This is a genomic window from Pseudodesulfovibrio sediminis (assembly GCF_020886695.1).
GTDB lineage: Bacteria > Desulfobacterota > Desulfovibrionia > Desulfovibrionales > Desulfovibrionaceae > Pseudodesulfovibrio > Pseudodesulfovibrio sediminis.
The window spans coordinates 3,587,467-3,602,237 of record NZ_AP024485.1 but is presented as its reverse complement, the minus strand read 5'-3'; the positions used below and the strand labels follow the sequence as shown (position 1 = coordinate 3,602,237).

Sequence of the window (14,771 nt, the reverse complement as noted above, 5' to 3'; positions counted from 1 at the left end):
TGTGCTTCACGCATTAAAAAAGGGCGGCCTCTTTGAGGTCGCCCTTTTTTAATGCGTGAAGCCGCCCCTATTTGAAGGAACGGGAAAACAACTCTTCGAGCGCCTTCTTGCCGTTGTCTTCAAGGAAGCGGGTGCCGGTGCCGGTGAAATGCGCATTGGTGATGACCGGAGCTTCCACGGTGATCCATTCGCCCTTTTCCCATTTGAACCAGCCGTTTTTCACCTGACCGAAAACGTAGAGTTCCTTGTTGCAGATCTTGGCGAACTCTGCGCCCCAACCGGTACCGCCCTTGACGGTTCCATCTTCCTGAATGGTACCGACAACAAAAATCTGATGGCTGGATTCAACCTGCCACATGATGGTCTGCAAGACCTTGCGCATCTTTTCAGCGTTGGTAAATTTGCGGCCCAGGAGCTTGGCGACATATGTCAGGCTGACATCTTTCTGGGTCAGTTCTTCGTCTGTCAGTACACGGACGCCGCGAGTGCGTTCGATTTTATGACCATCAAACGTATAGTTCACCTCGGACATTCCGTAGTACTCGGCCAGTTTGCCGAACTGGTTTTCTGCGCCCTGAGCGCCACCGCTGAAAAGTGTGAAATTCTGGTTGGGCATGATAACTCCTTCTTAGTGTGTACGAAATGTATACTCGGTCAGGATTAGATAGCAGATTTTTATCCCGTCTGCAGGACCGAAGCTGCCATCTGCATTAAAAATTTTCAAAAATCCACTCTTTTTTTGCAAAAATATCGGGCTGTGTCTACCCAACTGCTTCCAAAAACTGCTTTTTACACATTCTGATTACGCCCATTGACACCAATGCGTTTGGTACCTATTTTATTCTATGATGAAAAAGAAAATCATTTTCATTAACGGAGGTGGTCACTATGACCCGCTCGTTCACCTTGTCACTTACAATTGGAGTACTGCTTCTCATAGGCGGACTGTTCATTTCAACGACCAACATGCTCGGAGGAAAGGCCATGGCTGAAAACAGTAACGTTGAAATCGCCACATTGGCTGGCGGCTGTTTCTGGTGCGTGGAGTCTGATCTGGAGAAGCTCCCCGGCGTGATCGAAGTTGTGTCCGGCTATGCCGGTGGTGAAGAACCGGACCCGACCTACGAGCAGGTATCCAGCGGTAGTACGGGCTATCGCGAGGCTGTTCAGGTCCACTTTGATCCGACCAAGGTCACCTATGCACAGGTGCTGGATCATTATTGGAAGCATTTCGACCCAACGGACGCCGGTGGTTCCTTTGGCGATCGCGGGTTCCAGTATACCTCGGCCATCTTCTACCATAATGAAGCTCAGTTAGAGATCGCCGAAGCCTCCAAGCAGGCGTTGGATGCATCCGGTCGCCTTGAAAACCCGGTGGTCACGCCGATCATCAAGTTCACGACGTTTTATCCGGCAGAGACGTATCATCAGGATTACTACAAGCACAATCCCGTGCGCTACAAGACCTACCGCTACTTCTCGGGCCGCGACAAGTATGTGGACAAGACCTGGGGTGACGACGCTGAAATCGGTGCCTTCAAGATTCTCTCCAAGGGTTCGGCAGACCTGACCCCCGGCGGTCATTTCGTGAAGCCTACGGACGAGGAACTCAAGGCGCTGCTCACGCCCATGCAGTATGATGTAACCCAGGAGGAAGGCACCGAGCCGCCGTTCAACAACGAGTTCTGGGACAACAAGCGTGAAGGAATCTATGTGGATATCGTGTCTGGCGAGCCGCTTTTTTCCTCCAAGGACAAGTTCAAGTCCGGCACAGGCTGGCCGAGTTTCGTACGGCCACTGACGCCGGGGAATATCGTGGAAAAGGAAGACAGCAGTCTGTTCAGCACCCGCACAGAGGTCCGCAGCAAGAACGCAGACTCGCACCTTGGCCATGTGTTTAACGATGGTCCCCAACCCACTGGTTTGCGGTATTGCATCAACTCCGCCTCCCTGCGGTTCATCCCCAAGGAGGACCTGGAAAAGGAAGGCTACGGCGAATATCTGAAGATATTTGAATAGGCGCTTGATAAGTAGCCGACTGTGATCGGGAGCTGTCCGCAAGGGCGGCTCCCTTTTTTTAACCTAAAACAAACACGATGGGATTGCATCGATAGAATATTTAATATATCTAATTGATTAACAAAGGAGATGTACCGTGGACTTCACTGAAAAAATTCAAGCACTAGCAGACCGTGTTCAACAAAATTCTGGCATTTTGAAAAACGAAGAAATGACAAAAAATGCGCTTGTGCTCCCTTTCTTGCAGACTTTGGGATATGATCCTTTCAACCCTCAAGAAGTTTTCCCTGAATATACCGCAGATATAGGAGCTAAAAAGGGCGAAAAGGTAGATTTCGCCGTAATGAAAGACGGCAATCCTATTATGTTGATAGAGTGTAAAACGTGTAATTCAAACTTAACTCAATGCAATGCCGCCCAATTACAAAGATATTTTCAAGTGACACCATCTGCCAGAATCGGAATACTTACAGATGGTATTCAATATCAGTTCTTCACTGATTTAGACCGGGCAAATCTCATGGATGAAAAACCATTCATGGTTTTTAATTTTAAATCACTTGAAGAAAGCCTAGTCCCTGAACTTAAAAAAATAAGTAAACCTCATTTCAACATAGAACAAACACTCTCTGCTGCTAGTGAACTCAAATATACACGTGCAATCAAAAAGATTCTTGTCAAAGAAAGCCAAATTCCATCAGATGAATTTATTCGACATTTTGCTTCCCAAGTATACTCTGGGAAACTTATGCCAGCAGTTAAAGAGAAGTTTGCAGAACTCGTCAGAAAAGCGATGAAGCTCTATATCAATGATGCAATTAACGACCGTTTAAAAAATGCAATGATTGAAGAACCAACTGATGAGATAGAAAAAACAGTAGATATTAGCGCAGACAATAAACCCAAAATTAAAACGACGGATGACGAACGTGATGGTTATTTTATTATAAAAGCAATAATGAGAAAAATTGTCGACCCTGAACGAGTTATTATGAGGGATACACTTAGCTACTGTGGTATCCTTTTGGACGACAACAACCGGAAACCCTTATGTCGTCTTCATTTCAATACATCTCAATACTACCTTGGGATTATTACCGACAAAAATAAAAATGAAGAAAGAGTCCCTCTTCAAAGTCTCAACGATATTTATAATTATGCTGATCGGCTTCGAGTTATTCCAAGCTTCTATGAATAAAATCCTCCTCTACTAAACAGAAAGGCCGCCCTCACGGGCGGCCTTTTGCTTTCAATATCTCAATTCAATCTACGCATTAAATACTCTTGGTACTCCACCGGTGTCTTCTACTCTGAATCCGGCTTCGGCTATTTGGTCCCGCAGCTCGTCCGACATGGCGAAGTCTTTTGCTTCCCGAGCCTTTTGGCGGTCGGCGACCATGCCTTGGACTTCGTCTGGGAGGTCGCTCAGGGGGATGGGCATCTGGGTTGGGTCGAGGATACCGAGGACCGTGTCTATGGCCGTCAGTTCTTCATGGCAGGATTTGGCGGCGGCTCCGGTGAGGGAGCCGTCTGCGGCCCAGCCGTTGACTTGTTTGGTAAATCTGAAGAGGACCGGCCAGAAATGGTGGAATTTGAGGCCGTCGTCCATGGCGGTTTTGAAGCCTGCCTTGAGGTCGAAGACAGCCTGCTCCACGTCAGGAGAAATGATATCGCCCTTGGCGTCCAGAGCGAGAGTCAGAGTGGCCGCGCCTTCCTGTACCTTGCGCCAGTTTCTGGCCCACATGGACAGGGTTTCGGCAGAGGCGCACAACGGTTTGCGGCTGGCAACGGACAGGAGCCAGAGACGCGCGGCGCGGTAGCCGCCGAGGCTTTCGGCCACGGTGGTCAGGTTGCCCTCTTCCGTGTCCGTGGCCTGTTGGGCCACCATCCAGACCTGAAGTTCGCGGCCGGCCGTGCTCCAGATGGCGCGGAGATTTTCCAAATGCGGGAAGCGGTGCTTGTCCGAACCGATCATCACATCAATGCGCGGCAGGGCATCGAGCGCCGTGGCCGCATGTTGCAGAAACCAGCTCGGGCGCACGTTGCCCCACTGGGTTTCCAGCACCTCGCCCCGTTTCAGATCAAGGAGCGTGGCCCGTTTCAACAGAGTGAAATCAAGCGGGTTGTCTTTGACATAGGCGTTGAGGTCCACGGTACGGCCACCGGAGACCTTGTCCATGTCCACGGTACCGATCTCGCCGTATCGCTTGTCGCGGAACACGTCGAAATAGACGCTCCGGAGTTTTTCATAGGCCAGCCCTTTGCCCATAAGCTTACGGCACAGCTCCAGCGAGCCCTCGTTGCTGGCCGAGGAAAGTGGAAACGCAATCGTGTCCGCAATGCCCATCTCCCTGGCGCGTTGCAGCACGTTGTCACGCATTTCTTCCGCAAAGGCCTCGCGGCTGACATTGCCCTCGCGGGCTGCAGCCAAAGTGCGGTCGTCCATGTCGGTCAGCCCCACGGCAGCATCGAGAGCGGTGCCGCGTGACGCCAGATGACGGGTCAGGACATCGAGCAGCACCACGCGCCGCCATGAATCAAGACCGTCCAGATTATCCAGGTTCGGCCCCATGCAGTAGAGCCCGAATCCGGCCCCGGTGCTGAGCATTTTGTCCTGATTGGAGGCCATGTCAAAAATAGTCATGCCCGACCCTGGCTGCGGCCGGTACAAATGGGTGGACAGATACCGCTCGCCCGAATCCGGGAACACGGTAACAATCAGGCCGGAATCCAGCCGCTCGGCCAGTTGCAGTGCTCCACCAATGGCCGCGCCGGAACTCATCCCGGCAAAGATACCCTCTTCACGGGCCAGCCTGCGGCAATTCTCGAAAGCGGCGTCGTCATCGATATGCAGAATCTCATCGAGATTATTCTTGTCATAAATACCGGGAGGATAGGATTCAAGCATATTCTTGAGACCCTGAATCTTGTGACCCGCGTATGGCTCCACGGCCGCCACATGCACATCGCCCATTTCATGCAGCCGCTTGGCAATGCCCATGGCCGTGCCCGAGGTGCCCAGCGTCATGACGCAGTGGGTCACGGAGCCATTGGTCTGATTCCAGATTTCGAGGCCGGTTCCATTATAATGGGCGTCGATGGAAGCAGGATTGTTAAACTGATCCATGAGGACATATGTGCCCGGCTCTTCGCGGGCATAGCGGTAGGCCTGCTCGATGGCTCCGTCCGTGGACAAATGGCCGGGGGTCAGCTCCAGCTCGGCACCGTATGCGGCCATGATCATCTTGCGCTCTTCGGATGCCGTCTCCGGCATGAGCAGCTTGATGCGGTAGCCCTTGATGGCGGCGACCATGGCCAGTCCCACGCCGGTATTGCCGGATGTGGCCTCAATAATGATTTTGTCTTTGGTCAGTTCGCCCGAGTCTTCGGCAGCCTGAATCATGGCGGCGGCCACACGATCCTTGATGGAACCGCCGGGATTCTGGCACTCGATCTTCGCCAGAATCGTGACGTTCGGGTTCGGATTCATGTGCCTGATCTCCACCAGCGGCGTGTTGCCGATAAGCGCGAGCAAATCTTTATTCATTATTTCACCATGATAGCAGGAATGAGAGTTATTTGATTGTGATCGCACCGTATGGCAAAACAGATTTGTGCGCAACTGGCATACAACATGCAATTCTTTCGCAGGACCGTCCATTTTTTGAGCACTACGAGGACCACCATGACCCCATACCCGTTTTTGAAAGACAACATCGAGTACCTGCAACGCACTGGAAACCCAATTTTTCAGTGGCTCTCCGAACGTGATTTCCAAGAAGAAAAACTGATGGAGAACCTCTTCGTCAACAACTTCGGCATCCTTGACTGGCGCATGGAGACCGGCAAGGGCATGCTTGAATCCCTGCCGCCCGAGGGGCTGTATGCCAACTGGCTGCACGAAGAAAAAGCCAAGACCTCGGCCACCTTCATTGTCGGCGCAAACCTCGGCTACGGCGTCAATCACCTGCTGTCCAACACCCCGGACACGCACAAGGTCATGCTCATGGAACCCCGGCCCGAGATGGTCCTCGCCTGTCTGGGACAGACCGACTACCGCCCCTGGTTCGAAGCCAAGAAATTTCACATTCTGGTCCCGGACGAACGGTTTGTTGCCGAGGTCATCCGCAACCTCGACCTCCAGTTCATCTACGGACAGATCCACCTGAAGAGCGATATCCCCAGCCGCCAGTTGGGACCGGAGTATGCACAGTGGGCCACGCACATCAGGAACAAGCTTGAAAACTTCTCTCTGGAGCTGTCCACCCTGCGCTTCCGTCAGGATGTCATGGTCTCCAACGAGATCAACAATTTCAAACACGCCATGAGTGACGGCAGTCTGTTGCCCATGGAGGGCAAAGGCCGCGGCGTGGGCGCGGTTATCCTCGGCGCCGGGCCAAGCCTTGAAGAGATGGCCCCCAAGCTCAAGGAAAATCAGGGGCATGTCCTTTATACATGCGCCCTCCAGACAGTGCCCTCGCTCCAGAAAGTCGGTCTCAAGCCGCACCTGTGCGCGGCTATCGACTATGACGGGTCCATGCTCAAGATTTTTGATCAGCTCGACCCCGATTTCATCAAGGATGTCCCGCTCATCTATTCCACCAAAATAGACCCCATGGTGCTCAAGCGATACCCCGGCCCCACTCTGCCACTATGGACCATCGGCGGTATCGGTACCTTCGTGTTCAAGGAACGGGATATGGTCATTGATGCGGGCGGTAACGTCTCCGTCACCCTGTCGCGCTTCCTGCGCCGCTGCGGTGTAAATCATCTGCTGCTGGCCGGTCAGGATTACGCATGGCTGAACGGCCAGTCCCATGCGGGCGGCCACCATCACCACTCCACCAGCATGAAGCGCCGCTCCTTCCACCAGACCACCAGGAACATGGACGGTGAGGAAATTCTGACCACGGTCCAATACATGACCGCCAAACGCGAACTGGAACAGGATCTCAAGGACGCGGCCTTCCCGGTATACAACCTCTACGGCGGCGGTGTCCCCATTGAAGGCACCAAGCCCGTGGATATCAAGACCGCATACAACCAGGGTATCCTGGCGTCGGCTCCCGGCAGCGTGGACAGATTCATGACCGACCTGTTGGCCTGTCGCGGCAATGTCGCCCCCATCCTTCTGGAACCACGCTCGCCCATGTGGACCACGTCCATGCGCAATGCCGAAAAATATCTGGGCAAGCTCTTCAAAGACGTGAAAGGAAACCAGCAGAAAATCCACGAAGCCATGGACAAGCTGGCCCTCTTCATCAAGCAGGACCCGCTCTACATGCCCTACCTGTTCAACGAATCCATTGATCTGGCAGGGCTGACCAAGGCGAAGTTCGAGTACGAGCCCAAGGATCTCAGCGAATTCAAGCGCATCGCCAAGCAGATTCTGAAAAAAATTCGTGAAGTGGACCGCAAGGTCTGCGTCAATCTCAAAAAAAAGGCAGCGGCCTAACGGCCAACGCCGCGCCTTAACTGGATAAATCCCCTGCCTGTCAGGGGATTTTTCTTTGCGCCCTCGTGCCCCCTTGAAGTTCAGGCCGAACCGTGAGAGAGTCCCACGCCATGGACGAAACAAAACCCTACCTGACCGAAGACGGCACCCTGATCATCCCTTTTGAATGTGCGGACAACACGTACAAATACTGGAAGCAGGAAGGCAGAGACATCACGGAGATCCTCACGGAGTTGAACGCCAGCCCCGAAGTCTGGGCCAGATATACCCATAAAAAGTTCCCAGACACCCAAGAGTAATCCTTTCACCGACCGCCGAAGCTTGCTCCATCGGCCCGTATACCCTATAAAATCCGCATGCACACACGCTCCCTGACACATTGGGCGATCTTTTCCGCCCCCTTACTCATTCTGCTGGCCATACTCTGGTTCGGCTTCAGTTCCGAAGGGGACGTGGCCATCTATTTCAAAGACCATCGTTTGCTGCATCCGGCCCTCCGATCTTTCATGCAAGTTGTTACGGACTGGAGCAACCCCCTCTTCTACGGCGTCTATGCGGTCATGCTGCTGACGGCCTGGAGATCGGGCGACCGCGACCGGGTGCGCTTCATCCTCATCCTGCTCGTCTGTCAGGGTGTGGTAGCCGGACTGGCCGTCCATTTCCTCAAATCCTTTATCGGGCGCCCCAGACCGGGCCAGGGCCTCTGGTTCGACCCGCTGACAACTCGCGCCTCACAGCACTCCCTGCCCTCTGGCCATACCACGGAGATCATAGGATGGTCCCTGCCGCTCTCCCTGCGTATCGACAAAATATGGCTGACAGTACTCATGAGCCTGTTCATCGGACTGGTGGGATTCTCCCGCGTCTATCTCGGATGGCATCATCCATCCGATGTCTTTTTCGGCTGGCTGCTCGGCAGCATGGGCGGACTGGCCACCACCGTCATCGCCTCCACCTCGATTTTTACCCGGAAGGGATAACATGACCATACTTGCCAAGAATATCTGGAAACGTCTTGAGGCCCACCCCTGGCTGACCATGACCCTGGCCGTCTTTGCCCAGACATGGTTCACGTTGGGCAATCGCGCCCTCTGGTTTTCGGACGAAGTGCGTTATGGCAACGCCTACCAGAACCTCGTTCTCAACGGCAAATGGATGGTACTCTCCCTCAACGGACAGCCCTATCCCGATAAGCCGCCGGTGTACTTCTGGTTCCTCTGGCTGCTGGACACCATCACCCCGGCACATATGCCGGAGGTGTTCATGCTGGGCGCGGCGTTGTCCGGCCTGTTCTTCCTGTATGCGGCCTACTTTCTGGCCCGTTCGCTGCAATGCGACAAGGCGGTCAGCCTGGCTTCAGTGCTGATCCTGCTCTCCACGTTCATGCTCGTGGCCCTGTTCCACTACTCGCGTATGGACCTCATGTTCGGCACGTTCATCCTCCTCAGCCACGCCTGCCTGTTCCGCGCATTCAATGGCGAAAAACAAGGCTGGTGGCCGGTCCACGCCTTTGCACTCATGGGCATCGCCACGCTGATCAAGGGACCGCTCGGCTTCATCTTTCCGCTGTTAACCTCCGGCGTTTTTCTAGCGTGGAAGGGTGAACTCAAGAAATTCCTGACCAGCAGGATGGCTCTCGGCCTGCTGCTGATGCTCGCCATGCTCGCCGCATGGGTGGGCGGCGTGATCATGACCGAAGGCTCGGACTTCCTCATGAAAACCGTTCTCGGCAAACAGATCATCCAGCGCGCCACCAAGACCTTTCACCACAGGGAAGCGTTCTACTATTACATCATTGCCTTCCCCCTGGCCTGGATGCCCTGGACCCTGAGCCTGTTTGTCGCGCCGGTCAAACGCCTCTTTTCGCCCGGTCACTGGGCATCGCTGTGGTCCACGCGCCGACAAGCCGGTCCCACGGCCTTCCTGTGGATCATGTTCGCCTCCACGTTCATCTTTCTGTCATCCCTGAGCGGCAAGGTGCTCATTTACATCCTGCCCATGTTCCCGCCCCTGGCCATCATCATCGCCAATGCCATGCAGACCATGGACGAAGCGCGCACACGGAAATTGTGGACGCTCATCGGCGGCCTGTGGATCGTGGCCGGAACCGGCCTGCTCCTGGCAGGCGATCTGATCCCGCTGCCCGTCCCTGTCCGCGGCATGGGTATCGCTGCGGCCCTGCTCATCCTGGGCGGCGGCACCATGCTGTTCCTGCGCACGAGCGGATACCGCACCAGTCTCATCACACTGACCCTGGCCGTGATCATCTGGATCTACCCTGTGGGCCTGCTGGTCGCCCCGTCACTGGACAATGCCATGAGCCCCAAAAGACAGGCGCTGATAATCAAGGAATATGTGGACAAGGGATATACGCCGTTCGCCGGTCGGGTCTATCCCGGTATCTTCACCTACTACGCGGGTGTCGAGTACAGGGAAACGGACAAATATCCCGAACTGACGGACATGATGGCCAAAGAAGACAAGGTTGTTCTCGCCATCCGAGAACGGCATTGGAAAGACCTCAAAAGCCGCCTGCCCGAGTTCAAACTGGTGGACCAACAATCCATCGCAGGCATTGTCCATAATATCCTCATAAAGGATTGATCTGCCCCTCGGTATGGATTAGACAATATCTAGACATTCTATTATACTCTCCGAGTAATTATGGGCAACATATCATCTCATACGATTTCTGCCGTTCTGGCCATTGCCCTGCTGGGTGGATGTGCACTGTACCCTGCCGTCCAGGTAGCGGGCAGCGTATGGACCGGATATGACACCGTCGTATTGGCCGATGAATACCTCCCCCGCTATTCCGTGGAAGGCGGCCAGCGTACCTATGCTCAGGACAAAATCATGGAACGCCGGCTACGCGAACGACTCCGCATGAACAACATCCCGGTCAGCGCCCACATCATCGACGGCAACGCCTATCTCATAGGCAGCCTCAAGGACCGCGCCCATGCAGACTACGCCATCGACACGGCTTCATCCGTCTCCGGCGTCAGGGCGATCACCTGCAAATTCTATCCACCCAACTCCCCCAATCAGGCGGGCAATGACCTTCGGCTCCAAACCGAACTGAATATCCGACTGGAAAAGATCGAACATCTCCAATGCCTGGATCTGAGGGTCGAAGTCATCCAGAGTGACGCCATCCTCATAGGCAAGGCTGACACATACGCCCAACAGGCCGAGGCGGTGGCCGTGGCCACTGAAGTCGTCGGCATCAACGACGTGGTCGACTATATCCACGTTGCGGCCCCACCGGATCAACCGACAACCACAGACACACTCGCTGTCAACGAATGATACAAAAAGACCCTGCCTCATGGAGACAGGGTCTTTTTCTTGTATACTGATTCGGTGCTAGCAGGCGCACTCGAAAATCTTGTCAAAGGTCTTGAGCACTTCAAGTCCGTCTTCACCGGTAATGGGCACCGGGGTACCTTCACGCAGCGCGGTCAGGAATTCGGTCAGCTCGGCCTTGACCGGCTCACGGAACATCAGGGGCCACTCGCGCACTGAGTACGACTGGTCGTACGAGGAGAACGCGGAGTATTCCTTGACTTCCTGCGTAATCAGGTTGGCCTTGATGTACTTGGACTCACAGGCCACGTTGATATTGCGGGCCTTGTACGGAGTCACCCAGTTGGTGGTGATATTGGCGAGCACGCCGTTTTCCATCTCTGCGGTAATAAGCGCGGAGTCCTCGTGCTTGCCCAAGGTGCTGGAGGATACGGCGTACACGGACTTGAACTCGGAACCGGTCAGGAACCGGATCAGGTCGACATCGTGAGCGCCCAGATCCTTGATGACGCCGACATCCTGAATACGGGGCGGGTACGGTCCCACGCGCTCGATCTGGATGGAGATGACATCATCAGAGCCCATCAGCTCCTTGACTCTGGAAACAGCGGGGTTGTAGCGCTCCACATGGCCGACCATGAGAGCCACGCCCTTTTCCTTGGCCTTGGCGACCAGGTCTTCTCCCTCCTGGGAGGTGACAGCCAGGGGCTTTTCGATGATGGCGTTGATCGACTTGTCCATGACCTTGAGACCGACCTCGTGGTGCAGGCTGGTGGGCACGCAGATAGACATGGCATCCAGCTCGTTCTCAAGCAGCTCATCCAGAGAAGTGAATGTCTTCACGCCGAACTGATCAGCGACTTCCTTGAGAATGGCTTCATCAATATCGACGACGCCGACGACTTCAACGTCAGGCATCTCGGTATAGTTCCTCAGATGTACTCGGCCCATCCAACCCAGGCCGACAACTGCGACTTTAAGCATATATTTACCTCGCTCGGTGTTTATGTTGCGAGTGCTTTCTACGCGCCAAAGTCCCGGTTTGCAACCCCTGAGTCCCAGAACGCAAGGGTTTACTTGCCCAGAATAGCTGCTTGCGGTACTAACCATCTATGCAGACTGACAATCCATCCAGGCCCATCTGGTTCAGCGTGGGCGAGGCTTCCGGCGACCTGCACGGTGCGGAACTCATCAAGCGACTCAGGCAAGTGGACGAGAACGCCACCTTCACAGGCATGGGCGGTCCGTCCATGGAAGCCGAAGGCATGGACATCCGCTACTCCATGAAACTCATCTCCCTTGTGGGCTTTACGGAAATCTTCAGTGCCCTGCCGCGCATCCTCACATTGCTCGGCAAAATCAAACGGGAACTCGCCGGGCTCATGCCCCGCGCAATCATCCTCGTGGACTGCCCCGAGTTCAACTTTCGCATTGCCAAAATCGCCAAGAAACTCGGTATTCCTGTCTATTACTATATTAGCCCGCAAATCTGGGCATGGCGTTCGGGACGCGCCAACTTCCTGCGAGAGCACGTCCGCAATGTCATCTGCATTCTCCCGTTCGAAAAGGCTTTTTACAAAAAATACGGCATGGACGTGGACTACGTGGGAAGCCCGCTCATGGATGTGCTTCCCCTTGAGGAGCTGGATCAAATCCCGGTCAAAGAAAACCGCATCGGCCTGCTGCCCGGCTCACGCAACAAGGAGGTCTCGTCCCTGCTGCCCAAATTTGCCGCGACCGCCAAAATGCTGCAGGCGGACCACCCGGACCTCTCCTACGTCATTGTCCGCGCTCCGGGCATGGAAAAGGAGCGGCTCCTTTCATTCTGGCCCGCCGACATCCCAGTGGAGATAGTGGAACCGGACACCCGGTACGAAACCTTCCGTTCCTGCAAGCTGATCATGGCCGCCTCAGGCACCGTGACACTGGAAACCGCCCTCATCGGCACCCCGGTCATGGTGGCATACGAGGTCTCGCCCATTTCCTATATGGTAGGCAAGATGCTGATCAACGTGGAATACATCTCCCTGCCCAACCTGATCATGGAACGGGAAGTCTACCCGGAATTCGTCCAGGAGGCAGCCACCCCGGAGAACCTCACCGCCAAAGCCAGGGAATGGCTGGACAACGAAGCAGCCTACAACGCGGTCAAAACAGACCTGGCCGGTCTGCGCACCATGGTCGGCGACCCCGGTGCGCCCATGCGTGCGGCCCGGATCATCCTCAATGATCTGGCGCTGCTCGACGGACGCCCCTGATTTCTGGTAATCGAATCATCATGAACCGATTCGCCGTCCCTCACACGCTCCCGCCCTGCGCGCCCGTTCAACCCGAATTTATCCACCGCTTCTCCGGCTGGCATCTCGGCATGGGACTGCCCGGTACCATTACAGGCATCCTGCCCGGGCTGTTCATGCTCGGCGAAGAGAGCACGGGATGCAGACACACGGCCATCGGCATGGCGCTATGGGGAATGCAGGCATACCCGCTCGCTCCGACCATGGCGGCATTGACCGCCAAGGCCTCCGGTCTCGGGCTGCCTCTGTCCACGGAGCTGGGCAAACTCATCGCCGTATGCGCCACCCTGCCCCAACTCGACGAGGCAGACGAAGAGTCCATGACAACCTGGCACGCGCTGGTGCGGCAGGATGATCGCAGCCTGATCCTCCGATTCCTGGCAGTGGTGCTCAAAATTCCGTCAAAGGGACTGACCTGGCTGCACCACATCTGGCAGGATCTGCTGCACCTCGGCAAGCCGGAACTCTCCAGGGCCGTGCTGGACATGATCGCCTGGGATGCAACCTTGCTCCCCCTCAAGGCGCGCATGGAAGCGGACTGGGCATTCCATTGTCTGCCTCCGGAAGAAGCGCTCCCATTCATCGAAGCCCTGAATCCCGAAACATGGAGCCTGTGGCGCGCCTATGCCGGAGGAGAGCTGCTGCTGCGACTGGGTAAAAAAGGCGAAGCCAAGGCCACACTGGCGGGATTGTGGAAGGCCATCCCGTGGCACGTGAACCTGACGCTCAAGCTCCACGATCTTTTCAATGCACCGCCTGTTGCCGAGGAAGCGGACACCCACGATGTCGCCATCCTCGCTTACTCGTGGAACAAGGCTGACCTGCTGGCCGACACGCTTGCGAGTCTGGCACAGAGTGCCATCGGCACGGCTAAAATTTTCGCTTTGAACAACGGCTCCACGGACCACACAGCCGCGGTGCTGGACAAGGCCCGACACACATTCGGCCCTGACCGTTTCCATATCGAAACGCTCCCCATCAACGTCGGCGCACCGGCCGCACGCAACTGGCTGCTCGCCCTGCCCGAAGTGCGCGCCTCCAAATGGGCCGCCTTTCTGGATGATGACATTGTTCTGCCCACCGACTGGCTCCTGCGCCTGCTCGGCGCCGTGGGTGAGCGCACAGATATCGGTGCCGTGGGGTGCCGCATCACCGCCGCCTTTCCCCCGTTCGGCCTGCAATCTGCGGACTATAATCTTTTCCCCACCCCACCGGCCGAGACCGAACCGGGCGCACTCCCCAATCGGGTGCTCCTCTTCGACAACTGCGCCGGCAGTGTGGACACCGGGCTGTTCACCTACACCCGCCCCTGCCTGTCCGTGTCCGGCTGCTGTCACATGGTGAACATGGCTTCCATTGCCCAAACCGGCGGATTCGACCTGCGCTACACCCCGTCCCAGTTTGATGATTTGGACCGCGATCTCCAGTCCAGCCTCATAGGCATGCCAGCCCTGTATGTAGGCGGTCTGGCTATCCGGCATATCCAGCACTCCAGTCTGGCCAAATCCAAGACCAACAAGCAGATAGGTCATGTAATGGGCAACAAGTTCAAGCTGGATACGAAATATTCGGATGAAGAGCTCATCCGGCTCGGTCAGGAAAACCGGCAACGGTTATGGAGCGATCTGGAACAAAAATGCACTTTTCTGGTTGACCGACTGGGATTGCGTACCTAACTCTTTCGGACCACA

At 55.4% G+C, this 14,771-nt stretch carries 12 protein-coding genes; 9 read left to right on the top strand and 3 right to left on the bottom strand.

Annotated elements, in window-relative coordinates:
- Positions 1–67: 67 nt before the first annotated feature.
- A complete protein-coding gene (locus tag SRBAKS_RS16940; RefSeq protein WP_229592071.1) occupies positions 68–616 on the bottom strand; it encodes a hypothetical protein in 549 nt (182 codons plus the stop codon).
- 368 nt (positions 617–984) lie between these two features.
- Here SRBAKS_RS16940 and msrB point away from each other — a divergent pair, with 368 nt between their 5' ends.
- Both msrB and SRBAKS_RS16930 read left to right on the top strand, forming a co-directional pair.
- Positions 985–2,019 (top strand): peptide-methionine (R)-S-oxide reductase MsrB, encoded by a 1,035-nt coding sequence (msrB, locus tag SRBAKS_RS16935; protein WP_347339438.1) that lies wholly within the window; start codon positions 985–987, stop codon positions 2,017–2,019.
- Positions 2,020–2,155: 136 nt separating this feature from the next.
- The gene (locus SRBAKS_RS16930) at positions 2,156–3,217 is read left to right on the top strand and encodes a type I restriction endonuclease (RefSeq protein ID WP_229592070.1); all 1,062 of its coding nucleotides are present in this window, start codon (positions 2,156–2,158) and stop codon (positions 3,215–3,217) included.
- Positions 3,218–3,286: 69 nt separating this feature from the next.
- On the opposite strand, the gene SRBAKS_RS16925 is transcribed toward SRBAKS_RS16930, so the two are convergent.
- The gene (locus SRBAKS_RS16925; protein WP_229592069.1) at positions 3,287–5,566 is read right to left on the bottom strand and encodes a cysteine synthase; all 2,280 of its coding nucleotides are present in this window, start codon (positions 5,564–5,566) and stop codon (positions 3,287–3,289) included.
- 138 nt (positions 5,567–5,704) lie between these two features.
- Between SRBAKS_RS16925 and SRBAKS_RS16920 the strand changes: the two genes are divergently transcribed.
- The 5 genes from SRBAKS_RS16920 (at position 5,705) to SRBAKS_RS16900 (ending at position 10,786) form a co-directional block, all read left to right on the top strand.
- Entirely contained in the window at positions 5,705–7,474 is a 1,770-nt protein-coding gene (locus tag SRBAKS_RS16920; protein ID WP_229592068.1) for a motility associated factor glycosyltransferase family protein, read from the top strand.
- A gap of 110 nt (positions 7,475–7,584) precedes the next feature.
- Positions 7,585–7,773, top strand: coding sequence for a hypothetical protein (locus SRBAKS_RS16915; protein WP_229592067.1), 189 nt, complete (start codon positions 7,585–7,587; stop codon positions 7,771–7,773).
- A 57-nt stretch (positions 7,774–7,830) separates the two neighbouring features.
- Complete coding sequence (locus SRBAKS_RS16910; protein ID WP_229592066.1) at positions 7,831–8,454, top strand: phosphatase PAP2 family protein; 624 nt, start codon at positions 7,831–7,833, stop codon at positions 8,452–8,454.
- Between the two features lies 1 nt (position 8,455).
- On the top strand, positions 8,456–10,078 hold the full coding sequence (locus tag SRBAKS_RS16905; RefSeq protein WP_229592065.1) for an ArnT family glycosyltransferase: 1,623 nt from the start codon (positions 8,456–8,458) through the stop codon (positions 10,076–10,078).
- Between the two features lie 60 nt (positions 10,079–10,138).
- Entirely contained in the window at positions 10,139–10,786 is a 648-nt protein-coding gene (locus SRBAKS_RS16900; protein ID WP_229592064.1) for a BON domain-containing protein, read from the top strand.
- Between the two features lie 57 nt (positions 10,787–10,843).
- Here SRBAKS_RS16900 and SRBAKS_RS16895 read toward each other — a convergent pair whose 3' ends face one another.
- The gene (locus SRBAKS_RS16895) at positions 10,844–11,767 is read right to left on the bottom strand and encodes a Gfo/Idh/MocA family protein (protein WP_229592063.1); all 924 of its coding nucleotides are present in this window, start codon (positions 11,765–11,767) and stop codon (positions 10,844–10,846) included.
- A gap of 128 nt (positions 11,768–11,895) precedes the next feature.
- On the opposite strand from SRBAKS_RS16895, the gene lpxB reads away from it, so the two are divergent.
- Together lpxB and SRBAKS_RS16885 are read left to right on the top strand one after the other, a co-directional pair.
- On the top strand, positions 11,896–13,041 hold the full coding sequence (lpxB, locus tag SRBAKS_RS16890) for a lipid-A-disaccharide synthase (RefSeq protein WP_229592062.1): 1,146 nt from the start codon (positions 11,896–11,898) through the stop codon (positions 13,039–13,041).
- A gap of 20 nt (positions 13,042–13,061) precedes the next feature.
- On the top strand, positions 13,062–14,756 hold the full coding sequence (locus tag SRBAKS_RS16885) for a glycosyltransferase family A protein (RefSeq protein ID WP_229592061.1): 1,695 nt from the start codon (positions 13,062–13,064) through the stop codon (positions 14,754–14,756).
- Positions 14,757–14,771: the final 15 nt, after the last annotated feature.